At 41.7% G+C, this 13,107-nt stretch carries 16 protein-coding genes; 15 read left to right on the top strand and 1 reads right to left on the bottom strand.

Annotated features, from left to right (window positions below; translation table 11 throughout):
- Positions 1-22: 22 nt before the first annotated feature.
- The 15 genes from Selli1_RS07675 (at position 23) to Selli1_RS07605 (ending at position 12,057) form a co-directional block, all read left to right on the top strand.
- Positions 23-1,045: a DUF7309 domain-containing protein gene (locus Selli1_RS07675; RefSeq protein ID WP_087252219.1), complete on the top strand. Its 1,023-nt coding sequence runs from the start codon at positions 23-25 to the stop codon at positions 1,043-1,045.
- 9 nt (positions 1,046-1,054) lie between these two features.
- Entirely contained in the window at positions 1,055-2,101 is a 1,047-nt protein-coding gene (locus Selli1_RS07670; RefSeq protein WP_281872653.1) for an IS1096 element passenger TnpR family protein, read from the top strand.
- A gap of 293 nt (positions 2,102-2,394) precedes the next feature.
- Positions 2,395-3,108: a metallophosphoesterase gene (locus tag Selli1_RS07665; protein ID WP_281872651.1), complete on the top strand. Its 714-nt coding sequence runs from the start codon at positions 2,395-2,397 to the stop codon at positions 3,106-3,108.
- Positions 3,109-3,222: 114 nt separating this feature from the next.
- Positions 3,223-4,107: a hypothetical protein gene (locus Selli1_RS07660; RefSeq protein ID WP_281872649.1), complete on the top strand. Its 885-nt coding sequence runs from the start codon at positions 3,223-3,225 to the stop codon at positions 4,105-4,107.
- A gap of 197 nt (positions 4,108-4,304) precedes the next feature.
- On the top strand, positions 4,305-4,625 hold the full coding sequence (locus Selli1_RS07655; protein WP_087252218.1) for a multidrug transporter: 321 nt from the start codon (positions 4,305-4,307) through the stop codon (positions 4,623-4,625).
- A gap of 268 nt (positions 4,626-4,893) precedes the next feature.
- On the top strand, positions 4,894-6,147 hold the full coding sequence (locus Selli1_RS07650) for an ATP-binding protein (RefSeq protein WP_087252217.1): 1,254 nt from the start codon (positions 4,894-4,896) through the stop codon (positions 6,145-6,147).
- Positions 6,148-6,326: 179 nt separating this feature from the next.
- A complete protein-coding gene (locus Selli1_RS07645) occupies positions 6,327-6,821 on the top strand; it encodes a DUF6933 domain-containing protein (protein WP_087252216.1) in 495 nt (164 codons plus the stop codon).
- A 10-nt stretch (positions 6,822-6,831) separates the two neighbouring features.
- Entirely contained in the window at positions 6,832-7,323 is a 492-nt protein-coding gene (locus Selli1_RS07640; protein ID WP_158099203.1) for a plasmid pRiA4b ORF-3 family protein, read from the top strand.
- Positions 7,324-7,383: 60 nt separating this feature from the next.
- Complete coding sequence (locus Selli1_RS07635) at positions 7,384-7,893, top strand: YkgJ family cysteine cluster protein (RefSeq protein ID WP_087166843.1); 510 nt, start codon at positions 7,384-7,386, stop codon at positions 7,891-7,893.
- Between the two features lie 34 nt (positions 7,894-7,927).
- On the top strand, positions 7,928-8,413 hold the full coding sequence (gene thpR / locus Selli1_RS07630) for an RNA 2',3'-cyclic phosphodiesterase (protein WP_087252214.1): 486 nt from the start codon (positions 7,928-7,930) through the stop codon (positions 8,411-8,413).
- Positions 8,414-8,609: 196 nt separating this feature from the next.
- On the top strand, positions 8,610-8,870 hold the full coding sequence (locus Selli1_RS07625) for a type II toxin-antitoxin system Phd/YefM family antitoxin (RefSeq protein ID WP_087166845.1): 261 nt from the start codon (positions 8,610-8,612) through the stop codon (positions 8,868-8,870).
- Positions 8,860-9,174 (top strand): type II toxin-antitoxin system RelE/ParE family toxin, encoded by a 315-nt coding sequence (locus Selli1_RS07620; RefSeq protein WP_087166846.1) that lies wholly within the window; start codon positions 8,860-8,862, stop codon positions 9,172-9,174. Before Selli1_RS07625 ends, Selli1_RS07620 begins: the two co-directional genes overlap by 11 nt.
- 91 nt (positions 9,175-9,265) lie before the next feature.
- Entirely contained in the window at positions 9,266-9,523 is a 258-nt protein-coding gene (spoIIID, locus tag Selli1_RS07615) for a sporulation transcriptional regulator SpoIIID (protein ID WP_087166847.1), read from the top strand.
- Between the two features lie 291 nt (positions 9,524-9,814).
- Positions 9,815-11,038, top strand: coding sequence for an AAA family ATPase (locus Selli1_RS07610; protein ID WP_087166848.1), 1,224 nt, complete (start codon positions 9,815-9,817; stop codon positions 11,036-11,038).
- A gap of 89 nt (positions 11,039-11,127) precedes the next feature.
- Entirely contained in the window at positions 11,128-12,057 is a 930-nt protein-coding gene (locus tag Selli1_RS07605) for a carbohydrate kinase family protein (protein WP_191427635.1), read from the top strand.
- A gap of 101 nt (positions 12,058-12,158) precedes the next feature.
- On the opposite strand, the gene Selli1_RS07600 is transcribed toward Selli1_RS07605, so the two are convergent.
- Complete coding sequence (locus Selli1_RS07600; protein WP_281872641.1) at positions 12,159-12,998, bottom strand: C39 family peptidase; 840 nt, start codon at positions 12,996-12,998, stop codon at positions 12,159-12,161.
- Positions 12,999-13,107: the final 109 nt, after the last annotated feature.

Below are 13,107 nucleotides of genomic sequence, written 5' to 3'. Positions count from 1 at the left end.
CAGCAGACGGAGGAAAAAAACGATGCGCAAAGAAGCAGCTTTAAAGATGTGGTGGGAACTGTACGAAGCAGCCTGCCGGATAGAAGAATTGAAACCATGGGAGTACCTGACAAAGGATCAGTATGTCGTCATTCAGTTAAAAGATGAGAAAGAACCGGTCTTTCTCCGTATCCTTGGTAACGGACAGGGAGAGGAAAAAGAGATCCAGATTTATCCGGGATTCAAAGGATGGCAGGATCTGACCATGATTGCGGAACTGGGAACCGGAATGGAAGAATATCTTTCCGAAGATTATGCCATGGCGGACCGCCGCGCTTTGATCTGCAGATACGGAAAGAAGTCAGACATGATGTATTCACAGCAGGAGGTTTCAAAGGCATTGAATCTTCCGATGGCAAAAGAAGAGATGTGGCCGAATTTTATCTCTTACCGTTCCAGATACATTCCATTTTCACCGGATCAGGACGAGGTGCTTCTGATGACAGAGGCCATCCGAAACCTGTTTATGTGCATCCGGGCGCTGGAAGAAAAGAAGCTTCCAATGAAGTGGGAGGAAAATGAACGGCTCTGCCGGATTTTCAATGTAGAGACCGGACTCTGGAACATGTTCCCGGCAAAGATTTCGAAACAGACCAGGCCATACATGGGAATGCAGATTCAGAAAGAAGAATTAAAAGAAGAACTGAAAAATACTCCGGAAAAAGAGCAGAATGTTCAGATTGATTTTTACTATACTCATATCGCAGAAAGCGACGAAGAGGCGGGAAGACCGAGAAATCCATTTCTGTTCGTTGCGGCGGACGAAAAGACCGGAAAAATCATAACCCGGTATTTCCTCAAACCGGAGGAGACAGAGCTGTCTGTGGTATCCAATTTCCTCTTAAGCCATCTGAAACAGCAGGGAAGAATGAGAAAGATCACTTCCGGAAATCCGTGGATCATCAAGGCGCTGGAACAGATCTGCCAGGAGCTGGGGATTGAGACGGAATTAGGAAGAACGGAAGTGCTTGAGGAACTGATGAAGAAGATTGAAAACCGGATGTAGGAGATACAGATGAAAACATTTCAGATAAAATTGGCGGAAAAGAAAACAAAACCACCGGTATGGAAGCGGTGTATTGTGCCGGGAGGCATTACCTTTTCACAGCTTGCCGTGATTCTGGAGGCAATAGCGGAGACAGAAGTTTCAGAACAGTATGAATTTGAATTTTACCAGGCCGGAATTCAGTTAAGAGAGTGGAGAGAGGGCGAACAGGCAGTCAGAAGATATAATTTTGATTACTGGTGTTCTTCTGATACTTATATTGACGATCTCATGGGGAGGGAACCATGGTTTACATTCCGGACAGGAAAAGAAAAGGAATATCGTGTTACGATTGAAAAATGTGTCACGGACGAGAAACCATATCCATATATTCTCAAACAAAAAGAAAGTCCGGACAGCAGGACATGGATGGACGTGGAGAAAGCGAATCAGGAGCTTCGCGGACAGTTTCAGGTGACTTATGGAGATCCGGATTACCGGACATTTGACGAGTTGAAACAGGAGATGAAAACGGGTAGTTTCGGACTCAGGGGAGCAGAAAAACCTGTGAGCCGTGCAGAACGCAATGAGAAATCCTCAGAGACAAAGCTGCGGGAGTTTGCGGATCTTTTGCAGAAGCATCTTGCAGAAAACAGGAATGCGCAGGAACGATATACACGAAATCCTGAGATGGCAGAAATTATGTCCTCCTGGACGAAAGAAGAACTTAAAAGTCTGGCAGAAGACCTGGAATTAAAAGGATATCATTCTTTAAAAAAGGATATTCTGGTCGGCAAAATCAAGGAAGAACTTTTGAAGCCGTCTGTGATGGAGAGACAGATGATGATGTTCAGTGATGAGGAAATTGCTGCATTTGAAAGCGTACTGAAAACAACGGGATATTACCCGGTCAGAAAAGATCTGGAATTGCTGGAGGGATTTTATAATCTGGCCTATGCGGGAATTTATAATGACAATTTCGCCGCAGTTCCGGATGAGGTAAAGAAAATATACAAAAAGGTTAATACACCAAAATTCCGGAAAAAGAGGAAGACAGAAATGCTGCGGGAAAAATAAGAAGGGATAAAGAAGAGAAATAGAGGCGTATTGTACAGGTGGCACACCGAAGTCAATACGCCTTTTCTGCTTTATTTGATGACAAATGCGGCTGGAAACATCAGCACTTTTCTCAGGGTCATGCTATGTTCTTCTTTCTTATAAGAATAAGACACCGGAAACCAGACAGGTGTAGACATTCTACACAAATTTAGCGAAAAGAATGGAATAAGTCAGAAGGCTATTATATAATTTACCTTTAGGGAAAATGCTTTGGGATTGTGTCAGAAAATAACTCAGAAAAGGGGATTGTCATGAAAGTATTAGTGATACCAGATGTTCACCTGAAACCATATTTGTTTACTCAGGCATCATCCATTCTGGAGAGCGGTGCTGCCGACCAGGCGGTCTGCCTGATGGATATTCCGGACGACTGGGGACAGGAATATCATATTGAACGATATGTAGAAACGTATGATGCTGCGATCGCATTTGCCAAGAAGTATCCGGACACACTCTGGGCCTATGGGAATCACGATTTGTGTTATATGTGGAACGAACGGGAAAGTGGATACAGTGTAGCGGCTGCCTGGACAGTAAGAGAAAAGCTGATGGAGCTAAGACGTGCACTGCCGGAAGGAAACGAGATCCGGTACATTCAGAAGATTGACCAGGTGCTGTTCTGCCATGGCGGCATCCGGGACGAATTTGTAAAGGGAACGGTAGAAGCGGAAAAGTATGATGACGTGGACGAAGTGGTGCGCACGATCAATGAGTTTCACCACGACCTGATGTGGAATGATATCTCTCCGATCTGGTACCGCCCGCAGTATTCCAGCTGGAAAATGTACGGGGAGGATCAGGCGCTTCAGGTGGTCGGGCACACTCCGGTAGAAGCGATCTACAGAAGAGGAAGTGTGATATCGTGTGATGTCTTTTCCACATACCGGGACGGAAGCCCGATCGGATCCCGGGAATTTCCGATTATCGATACAAAGACATGGGAATTTCAGGGAGTAAAATATTGACTGCACGCAACGTGCAGGACTAGTATATCAGACAGGACAAACCCGTGTTAAATGGTCAAAGGCCCTGAATGTGCCAGATGAGAGGGAAAACAAAGGATAAAGGAGAGAGAAAAAGTGACAAATCTTATGAGAAAGATGAATGTGAAAAAAGTAACGGCAGTCATTGTGCTGCTCGTAGTCATGATTCTGTCTATGACAGTTGTTTCAAAAGTGGCAAGTGATCCGGAAAATCATAAGAAGACGATCGAATCATTGGATGAAAAGAAGGAAGATGTTCTGAAACTCACAGCTACATCTGCAGCGGCATCCACAGCTCTCGCCGCCATTCCTGGCGATGCGACAACACCGGTGGCAAATAAGCTTGCGGATCTGACATCGTATTTCCTGATTATTTTGATGGTGGTCTTTCTGGAAAAATATCTGGTCACTCTGACCGGCTATGCCGCATTTACCATTTTGATTCCGATTGCATGCGTATTGCTTGCTGCCGGAATCTGTGCAAATAAGGCGGTACTGAAAATGCTGGCAGCAAAAATCGCACTGTTTGCTGCCGTGATCTTTCTTGTAATTCCATTTAGCATGAAGGTCTCTTCGATTATAGAAGACACATACGAGATATCTATGGAAGAAACAGTGAAAGGGGCGGAGGATCTCACAGATGAAATCAATGAGAACACGGATTCCGAAGGCAATATCATCGAGAAAGCGCTGTCAAAGATCAAAGACGGAGTAACCGGACTGCTGGATAAAGGGGAACAGATCCTGAATCAGTTTATTGAGACGATTGCCGTTATGCTGGTAACATCCTGTCTGATTCCGATTCTTGTACTCGTCTTTATGCTCTGGTTCATAAAGATGCTGTTCGGAATCCAGATCAATGTGCCAAAAGATATGCCAAAACGGATCGCGTCAAAAGTCCCGGGACAGAAAAAGGTGGGTGCCAAATTGCAGGATAAGGTCAGTGCTTCAGAAGAGACAGATGGAAGGACGGATGCATAGCTATGATGGAACGATGAAAGAAATGACATTTGATTTTGCGGCAAAAGATATCAGGGGCAATTGGAAAGGTTCGCAGGAGACAGTGATAGTGATATCGAGTCAGAGTAGAATTAGTAGTATGGGTGTGATAAAATATATTTTGTATTAATTTTACAAACGATCTATGCTATCTTAAACGTAAGAAAGAGGTGTCTGATATGAACAGATTTTCTGAAAAAGACTGGAAATTATTTCGGAGAAAAATTGTCGGATGGCAGGAAGCATATATGGATAAATTGAATAAAGAATATATCGAAATTCTTAGCGGTGAGGGAGATCCATCTGATAAATTCTGGAAGCTCGAGAAGCGAATCAAAGAGGATAAAAAGAATTGTGGAGTACAGTGTGAAATGAGCAGGTCCAATCAGTTCTATATTATAATGTCTTTGTTGAATGAAGGTGCGATTGTGTTGGAGGATCTTGATGATTTTAGTGATGATTTGAAAGATACAATTAAATTTTTTTACAGAAATACATAAACAAAGTTTGTGGGAGATTATAGAATTATAGTCCTATAATCTCCCATATTTTCTATATTTACAAGTTTCTTATACTATGATAATTATTTTGCGAATTGGAAAATGCTTACCTGGAGTCTATCTTCTATGCTAATGTTATGTAAATGAATAAAAATGGAAAATGTGTCAAAAATATTCAATGGAGGGTTGCAAATGGTTGATGCAAAGCATAATATAATGAGTAAAAATGGTAAATGTGTCAAAAATATTCAATAAAACGAGGTGGCATATGGAAATTAAGAGAGACAATTATTTAGAAGCTCTAATAAATCGAATGCATAATCATATGATCAAAGTAGTGACCGGGGTCAGAAGATCGGGGAAATCTTATCTGATCTTTCACATTTTCCGGCATTATCTTTTGGAACAGGGTATTCCGGAATCTCACATTATCAGCATTGAGCTGGATCAAAGAAAGCACAGACAATACAGGAATCCGGATGTAATTCTTGAATATATCGAATCCTGTATTCAGGATGAGGAAATGTATTACATTCTTCTGGATGAAGTTCAGCTTTTAAATGAATTTGAAGAGGTGCTGAACTCTCTGCTGCATATTGATAATGCAGATGTTTATGTGACGGGCAGCAATTCCAAATTCCTTTCCAAAGATATTATAACAGAGTTTCGGGGCCGGGGAGATGAGATTCATATTTTTCCGCTGACATTTTGGGAGTTTATGCAGGTATATGAAGGGGATATGTACCATGGGTGGGCAGATTATATCCTGTATGGAGGGCTGCCTTTGACTGTGACTATGAAGACAGAGGAACAAAAGGTTTCCTATTTAACACGGCTGTTTGAGGAGACATATCTGAAGGATATTATAGAACGACATCACATTGAAAAAACACAAGAACTGGAGGACTTGGTTAATATTTTGGCTTCAGCTATCGGTTCGCTTACTAATGTACCTAAAATTGAAGCAACATTTAAAAGTGTGCTTGGATCAAACATTAGTGGAAATACAATCCGCCAGTATATTGAATATTTGGAGGATGCTTTTATTGTACACAAAGCAAATCGCTATAATGTAAAGGGAAGGAAATATATAGGTACACCTGTGAAATATTATTTTGAAGATGTAGGCCTCCGAAATGCCAGATTGGGTTTCCGTCAGGTGGAAGAAACACATTTGATGGAAAATATTATTTATAATGAACTGCGCAGCCGGGGGTATTCTGTTGATGTTGGGTTAGTGGAACAACGTAAACGGGATGCTGACGGGAAAATGGAGAGAAAGCAGTTGGAAATTGATTTTGTTGCAAATATGGGAAGCCGAAGATATTATATTCAATCTGCATTTGCTATGTCAACGGAGGAAAAAAAACGACAGGAGAAGGCATCTCTGTTACAGGTTCAAGATTCTTTTAAGAAGATTATAATAGTTAAGGAAGTAATGAATGTGACCAGGGATGAAAACGGGATTACAACTATGAGTATTTATGATTTTCTGTTGAAAAAAAATAGTCTTGAACTGTAACCGTAACATAGATTTTCCAGGCATAAGTGTACTGTTTGAAAGAAACAGATGGTAAAGGAAATTATAAAAGTAAAGAAAAACAAACATTATGAGTGTTCTTGATCATAATCAGGAATTGACACGGCGAAGCTGATTTATGTAGAGCGTAAGATGAAGAAGGGATAAGGTGGTGGAAAGAAATGTATCTTCAATGTACAAAAAAGCTACTTGATAAACTGGATTCTGAAAAAATCAGGATGGTTTCGGCAGATGAATGTGATGATGGAGCAGATGGTTTTTACTCCTGGCATGTGAATTATATTACGATTAACCGGAGAAAGGTTATCGTATGCATGAATAATCTGATCCGATATCCAATTATCCTATATCGCCCGAAAGCAAAGGATATTGCACATCTTGAATCAAGAATCAAAGAAGGAATCCGTACTGCATTTTTGGAAGAAGGTATTCCTCAGGAGTTAGTGGAGGAGTATTTCAGGAATTGCGGAGATGTAAGGTTTTCAAAAACGAAGGATAGAAAATTATTGGCAAAGCTAAATCAGACTTGTCAAATCGTTCAGTATTACGCAGAACTGCTGGATGAAGATACGGTGGTACAGAACAGAGCCAGTCTGAAGTTGGGAAGATATATGGTAAAATTTGAAGGGCAGTATGAATGCCCGGCGTACATTTGAAGAACTACATATGGCGATTCAATACACTTTTGGATGGTTTGGTTATCACTTACATGAATTTTCTGTAGTGGATCAGAATTACAAAGCAGAAGAAGGGACACCGCTGTATGCATATCCAAAGAAGATCAGGATTGTGGATGGAGAAGATCCTGAAGTGGAACAGTTTTTGGAGCGGGATCGGTATGAAGTAAAATATGATACGAAGACAAGCTTGAGAGGGATTTTTCAGGAAACAGATCGGTGTATTTATACCTATGATTTTGGTGATAACTGGGAACACGAGATTATTCTGGAAAAAGTAGAAAGGAACAGCCATAATCGTATTCCGTATCTGTTGGAACAAAAAGGTGAACGGCCTCCGGAAGATGTAGGAGGAGAAGGCGGTTTTGAAGAATATATGAGAATCGTATCTGATCCGGAAAATCCAGAGTATGAGTTCATGGTTCAATGGTCGGAAAATACAAGAGCAGACCAACGGACAATTGAGGAGATTAATCGGTAGCTGAACCGGTATTATGGTTACATAGGTTTTAGATAACAGGATAAAAGAGGAGAATGAACAATGATTGCACCGAGAAAAATACGTTTTGAAGCAGGAAAAAGAAGAAATGAAAACTTTGCATTTCGTACTTATTTGAAATGCAATGCGGAGGAAGACAAATTGGATGAGCAATTTCAAAAATTGCATCAGGAGTTATTCAGAAATTATGACTGTAGCAGGTGCAGAAATTGCTGTAAGATGTATCGTGGCAGTATACCGAAAGAAGACCTGGAGCAGGACGCAGGAGTACTTGGGCTTACAAAGGAAGAACTCATAGAAAAATATCTGGAGAAAAGTGAAACGGAAGATGGATATGAAACAAAACATGTACCTTGTGATTTTCTGGATCAGAATGGGGACTGCAGATTAGGGAGTTGTAAACCGCAGAGTTGCAAAACTTTTCCCTATACAGATCAGCCGGAACGGCTTTACAGTTTGCTCAGCGTGTTAGACGTGATTGAAGTTTGCCCGGTGGCATTTGAGATTTTTGAAAGGTTGAAAAAAGAATATGGGTGGAAGTATCAGAGGTAGAAGTTTGCAGGAAAAGGGAAGAGTGGAATAGTATATGAGATTGTTTATAGCGATTCAATTATCAGAGGACATGAAAAGGGCTCTGACAGCCTGCATGAACGATTTGAAAAAACAGGGAGTGACCGGCAATTATGTACCGGCGCAGAACCTGCATCTGACATTGGCATTTATTGGAGAATATGATAAGCCGGAGCGGATAAAGGATGCTATAAACAGTATTCCGCTGCCCCGGCTTCGTCTGAAACTTTCCGAGAAAGGAAAGTTTGGGGATCTTCTGTGGGCGGGAATTCAGGAAAACCAGAAATTGAATACATATGTGAAGGACCTGCGGGCGGCTTTGAAAGAAGCAGGAATTCCGTATGCGCATGATAAGTTTATCCCGCACATCACTCTGATCCGAAAGTCCGCATCGAAGGAAACATATCAGGTGCATTTGAGAAAAGTGGAGATGAACGTAGAACGAGTAGTGCTTATGAAGTCGGAGAGAAAGAATGGGAAGATGGTATATCGGGAGATATAGGAGCGGTCTTGATCATAATACAAGAGTGGAGCAGATGACAAAAGAGGTTTTGGTTTGAGTTAATGTTGGCAAGTCCTTATGAATGATGCCCTAAAAAATAGTATATGAATATTATATTGCCTTGCAGAAATGATAAAATAATGATAAGATTAAGATAATAAAAGATGGAAATTGCGATAAGAAAGGAGAGGTTACTATGATACAGATCAGACCTGTTTCGGATTTGCGAAATAAATTTCCTGAGATTGAAATGCTTGTCAATGAGGGGCAGCCGGTATATTTGACAAAAAATGGATATGGGGCAATGGTTGTGCTTAGTTTGGAGGAATATGCAAGTCTTGTAGACAATGTGGAGATGAAACTGGATGAGGCGGACAAAATGGCAGAAACTAAGGAAGAAAGACTAAGCCATGAGGATGTGTTCAGAAACGTTAGAGGTGCAATCCATGGCAAATAAAAAATACAGACTCCAATATCTTCCTTTATTTGAGCAGGATTTGGTGCAGACGGTGAGTTACATTACAAATGTGCTAAAAAATCCCGATGCAGCGGAAAAACTTGCGAATGATGTAGAAGCGGCAATATTGGAACGTTTGGATCATCCATTGATGTTTGAACCTTATCCCTCTGCAAAAAAGAGAAAATATCCATATTATCGGATTTATGTGCGGAATTATGTGATTTATTATGTGGTTATTGGAGATGTAATGGAAGTTCGGAGATTCCTTTATGGAGCAAGAGATACGGACAGATATTTGTAGAAATAACGAGGAAGTCTCTTTTATCCGAATGTATGAATGATGACGATTTTCTCTGCATACATTGTAAAAATAGTGAGTGTAGAGGAAATCTATGAAGGAATATATCGAGGAGAGGGCGGTAGAGATCGCACATTACATCATTGATCATAATGCAACAGTGAGGCAGACGGCAAAAGAGTTCGGAGTGAGTAAAAGTACCATACATAAAGATGTTACTGAGCGTCTGCGGCAGATCAATCCCCAGCTTGCCGGTGAAGCGAGAAAGGTACTGGATTTAAACAAATCTGAGCGCCATATCCGGGGAGGCATGGCAACGCGCGAAAAATATAAAGGAAAGCATATGTATTAAAAGAGAGCTGATGTTTTTGGCTAAATAGGGTCAAAGGCATTGGCTCTTTTATTTTTGCAAATAGACTTGTGGTGATGGACAAGAAGCCGGATGATAAGAGATGGAAGTTTTAGCGAGGTGAGAAAAAGTTACAATAAAGATAAAAGAATGGAATAGAAATGGTTTCGTAATTATCAATTTTATAATTTATAAGTAAATATATGAGAAAATTTCTCATATATTGTTTGCAAAAATGCAAAATGGAATATAATAGATGGTGAAAAGAAATATGAAATGTAGGAGGTAACTGTTATGCTATGCCAATTTACAGTCAAAAATTACAAGAGTATTCGAGATGAAGTAACATTCGACATGCAGGCTGCGGCTATTTCTGAACATGAAGATAGAATAATAAGAGATAAAGATGGAGAAATATTTTTGCCTGTTTTTGCAATATATGGCCCAAATGGCGGAGGAAAATCCAATGTATTGGAAGCGCTGCATACATTAGCAGTAAAAGTGCTTCGTCCTTTATATGCAACTGGAGACAATGAAGAACGTATTTTTCTTCAGAAAAAAATGATAATAGAACCATTTGCCTTTTCAGAGGAAACTAAAAGCGAGCCCACGGAATTTGAAATCTTTTTTCGCACAGAATTAGCAGAATATAGATATATACTGCATGTGAAAAGAGAGGTGGTTGTCTATGAAAGACTTGATCGGGTAAAAATGGATACAGGTAGACGGTCCGCTCTTTTTGAACGTGGCGAAGAAATTATGTTAAAAGGTGCGTTTGCGAAGTTAAAGATCAGTGATGAGCTGTCTGAAACACTTCCATTATTATCTTATCTTGGAATTACTTATAAAAAGAATGAGGTAGTAAAAGACGTTTTGGAATGGTTTGAATATGGAATCGATTTCTTGAACTATGGGAATCCAATGGAAGAACTTCGTATGGCAGTATCCAGTTCGGAAGCTGTAAAACACTTGATGTTGCAGATGATCCAGGAGATGGATTTAGATATTGTAGATTTTCGTGTAGTCAAGGATGAAAATGATAGAATTGATGTATATACAAAACATATGGTAGGAGACCGTGAAACGGAATTAAATTTGCTGGAAGAGTCCAGTGGAACAAAGAAATTATTCGGTTTGATGCCTTTTATTGCAGATAGTTTATTGTCAGGAACTACCTTGGTAATTGACGAATTAGATGCCAAGATACATCCGGTATTGTTACGCTATATTATTATGATGTTCAGTAATATGAGCATTAATAAAAAGAAGGCACAATTAATCTTTACCTCTCATGATTTATCCACAATGAATAGTGAGGTATTTCGCCGGGATGAAATATGGTTTGTGGCAAAAGGAAATTCTCAGAATTCCCAATTGTACTCCTTGGTAGAGTTTAAAAATGAAAAAGGTGAATCTGTCCGTAAAGACGCAAAATTTGATAAGCAGTATCTGGAAGGTAAATATGGTGCAGATCCGTATCTTAAGCGAATCATAGATTGGGGGAAGGTTAATGCCTAAAAAAGCCAGAACGGAATCTTGGAGAAAAAAGCGTCGCCAGGAGCACTTGGAAATGAAAATTTGTAAAAATACGAAAGGAGAAATGCAAGGTGTATGATATCTCTATTATAGGTGCTGCGATTATTGATATTCTTGCTGCACCGGTAAGTGAAACAGTATTTTCCACCGGCTCTTGTCCGATGGACACGATTCAGATGTCTTTTGGAGGGGATGCGCTGAATGAGGCGGTGATCCTCAGCAGACTGGGAAAAAAGGTACAGCTGATCACAAAGGTTGGTGAAGACGAAGCCGGAAAGCGGGTACTGAATTTTATGGAAGAGAACCGGCTTTCTGTGGAGAGTGTGAAAATACAGAAAGACCTGGCAACGGGTATCAATATCGTTCTGATCAACGAAAAAGGGGAACGGCATTTCCTGACGAATCCGCATGGAAGCTTAAGAAAGCTGGCATTTGAAGATATCAACGGCTGTCTCGATGATGCGGCTCCGATTGTAAGTTTTGCGGGGATGTTCGTTTCTCCGCTGCTGAACATCGCAAAAATGAAACAGTTATTTGCCAGAATCAAGGGGAAAGATCGATTTTTGGCGGTGGACATGACAAAGGCGAAAAACGGAGAAACGCTGGAGGATATTGAAGAACTTCTTCCTTATATAGACTGTATCTTTCCGAATGAAGAAGAAATCGCTTTATTGACGGGCGAGCGGGATCCTTTTAAAAACGCAAAGCGTCTGGTATCATGCGGAGTAAAGACAGCGGTTGTCAAATGCGGGGCCGACGGATGTGTTGTAGCGGACAGGCAGGGCGTCCGGGCAATCCCGGCGGTTCCTGTGAAGGTATGTCTGGATACGACCGGAGCGGGCGATTCGTTTGCGGCAGGCTTCCTTTGGGGAATTGCGAACGGATGGCAGATTGACGAGTGTGCGAGGTTTGCCTGCGCGGCCGCTTCCTGTACCGTGGAAGCCTACGGGGCAGCGGGAGGAATTCATTCGCTGGAAGATGTGAAGAGAAGAATGAGATAGAAAGTAACGCTCCGCGAGATGCGCACTCGCGCAAAGCAGAAATTTGTCGCTAAAGCGACCGCGCTCGGCGCGAGAGTTCCGCAAACGGAACTCTTTGTTATTTACCGGAACACCCACAGATCTTTGATCTGTCCGCTGATCTGATCGTAATCCCACAGCTTTTTGGAATTTTTCCGGCTGTTCGGATCATTGACTTTGATCTGCCCGTCCTGATATCCTGTGAGAACAATGAAATGTCCGGTCGTTGTGAAGTCTCCAGGGCCTACGACAGCAACAATCGGATTTCCTACTTCCAGGTTATCGATGATCCGTTGCTCATCCAGCGGGATCTCTGTGACATCAAATCCAAGGGATGCTCCGCCCTCGGAGAAGAGAGTCCAGTAGGAGCCGCTTCCATCGGAGGCATATCCGTGGGAGGTGGCAAAATCTGCCATCCAGGCAGGATTCATATTCGTATTTCCGGTGAGGTAGATGGCCACCATGGAAAGACAGGTCGGGCCGCAGCCGCTTAAACCGAAAAGATCTCCGGCGTACTGCTTATAACCCCAGCGCTGATCCCACTGCATGAGAAGCGGGACGGAAGACGTATTCAGCGTGCTCAGATCGATGGCAGGTGTTTCATCCTTTTTCGCCGGATATTCAAAGACAAAGTCTTTGGTTTCTTTATTCCGGTCATACAGATCGATCAGTGACTGCGGATAGTTGCTGATGTCGTAGCCGTTGGCGGAAGCATACCGGCTGATTTCTTCCTCGGCGGAGCCGCCAAGGAGAGAAATGATCCCGGACACCAGTCCGGAGTCTGCGCCGGCAGAGCGGGTCAGTATATAGGAGGCGCAGGCACAAAGAGCCAGGATCAGGCAGAGCATGGGAAGGACAAAGTGAAGCAGGTGCCTCCGGCGTTTTTTACGATAATGGATTGGTTTTCTTGTTCTTGTATTCATGAGAGATCATTCCTTTCTGGTAAAGTACCCAAAGTTCACATGGAAAAAGCGTGTCGGAAAACCGGAAGCGGTTTCCCTGGCACGCTTTTACTATATCAGAATGATCGAT

Source organism: Sellimonas catena (genome assembly GCF_027924685.1).
GTDB classification, from domain to species: domain Bacteria; phylum Bacillota; class Clostridia; order Lachnospirales; family Lachnospiraceae; genus Sellimonas; species Sellimonas catena.
This window is presented reverse-complemented; position numbering and strand designations above follow the sequence as displayed.

Bases quoted from the DNA above. Each gene is read 5' to 3' on its own strand.
- Selli1_RS07675 (WP_087252219.1), top strand. From the start codon at position 23: ATGCGCAAAGAAGCAGCTTTAAAGATGTGGTGGGAACTGTACGAAGCA.
- Selli1_RS07670 (WP_281872653.1), top strand. From the start codon at position 1,055: ATGAAAACATTTCAGATAAAATTGGCGGAAAAGAAAACAAAACCACCG.
- Selli1_RS07665 (WP_281872651.1), top strand. From the start codon at position 2,395: ATGAAAGTATTAGTGATACCAGATGTTCACCTGAAACCATATTTGTTT.
- Selli1_RS07655 (WP_087252218.1), top strand. From the start codon at position 4,305: ATGAACAGATTTTCTGAAAAAGACTGGAAATTATTTCGGAGAAAAATT.
- Selli1_RS07650 (WP_087252217.1), top strand. From the start codon at position 4,894: ATGGAAATTAAGAGAGACAATTATTTAGAAGCTCTAATAAATCGAATG.
- Selli1_RS07645 (WP_087252216.1), top strand. From the start codon at position 6,327: ATGTATCTTCAATGTACAAAAAAGCTACTTGATAAACTGGATTCTGAA.
- Selli1_RS07640 (WP_158099203.1), top strand. From the start codon at position 6,832: ATGGCGATTCAATACACTTTTGGATGGTTTGGTTATCACTTACATGAA.
- Selli1_RS07635 (WP_087166843.1), top strand. From the start codon at position 7,384: ATGATTGCACCGAGAAAAATACGTTTTGAAGCAGGAAAAAGAAGAAAT.
- thpR (WP_087252214.1), top strand. From the start codon at position 7,928: ATGAGATTGTTTATAGCGATTCAATTATCAGAGGACATGAAAAGGGCT.
- Selli1_RS07625 (WP_087166845.1), top strand. From the start codon at position 8,610: ATGATACAGATCAGACCTGTTTCGGATTTGCGAAATAAATTTCCTGAG.
- Selli1_RS07620 (WP_087166846.1), top strand. From the start codon at position 8,860: ATGGCAAATAAAAAATACAGACTCCAATATCTTCCTTTATTTGAGCAG.
- spoIIID (WP_087166847.1), top strand. From the start codon at position 9,266: ATGAAGGAATATATCGAGGAGAGGGCGGTAGAGATCGCACATTACATC.
- Selli1_RS07610 (WP_087166848.1), top strand. From the start codon at position 9,815: ATGCTATGCCAATTTACAGTCAAAAATTACAAGAGTATTCGAGATGAA.
- Selli1_RS07600 (WP_281872641.1), bottom strand. From the start codon at position 12,998: ATGAATACAAGAACAAGAAAACCAATCCATTATCGTAAAAAACGCCGG.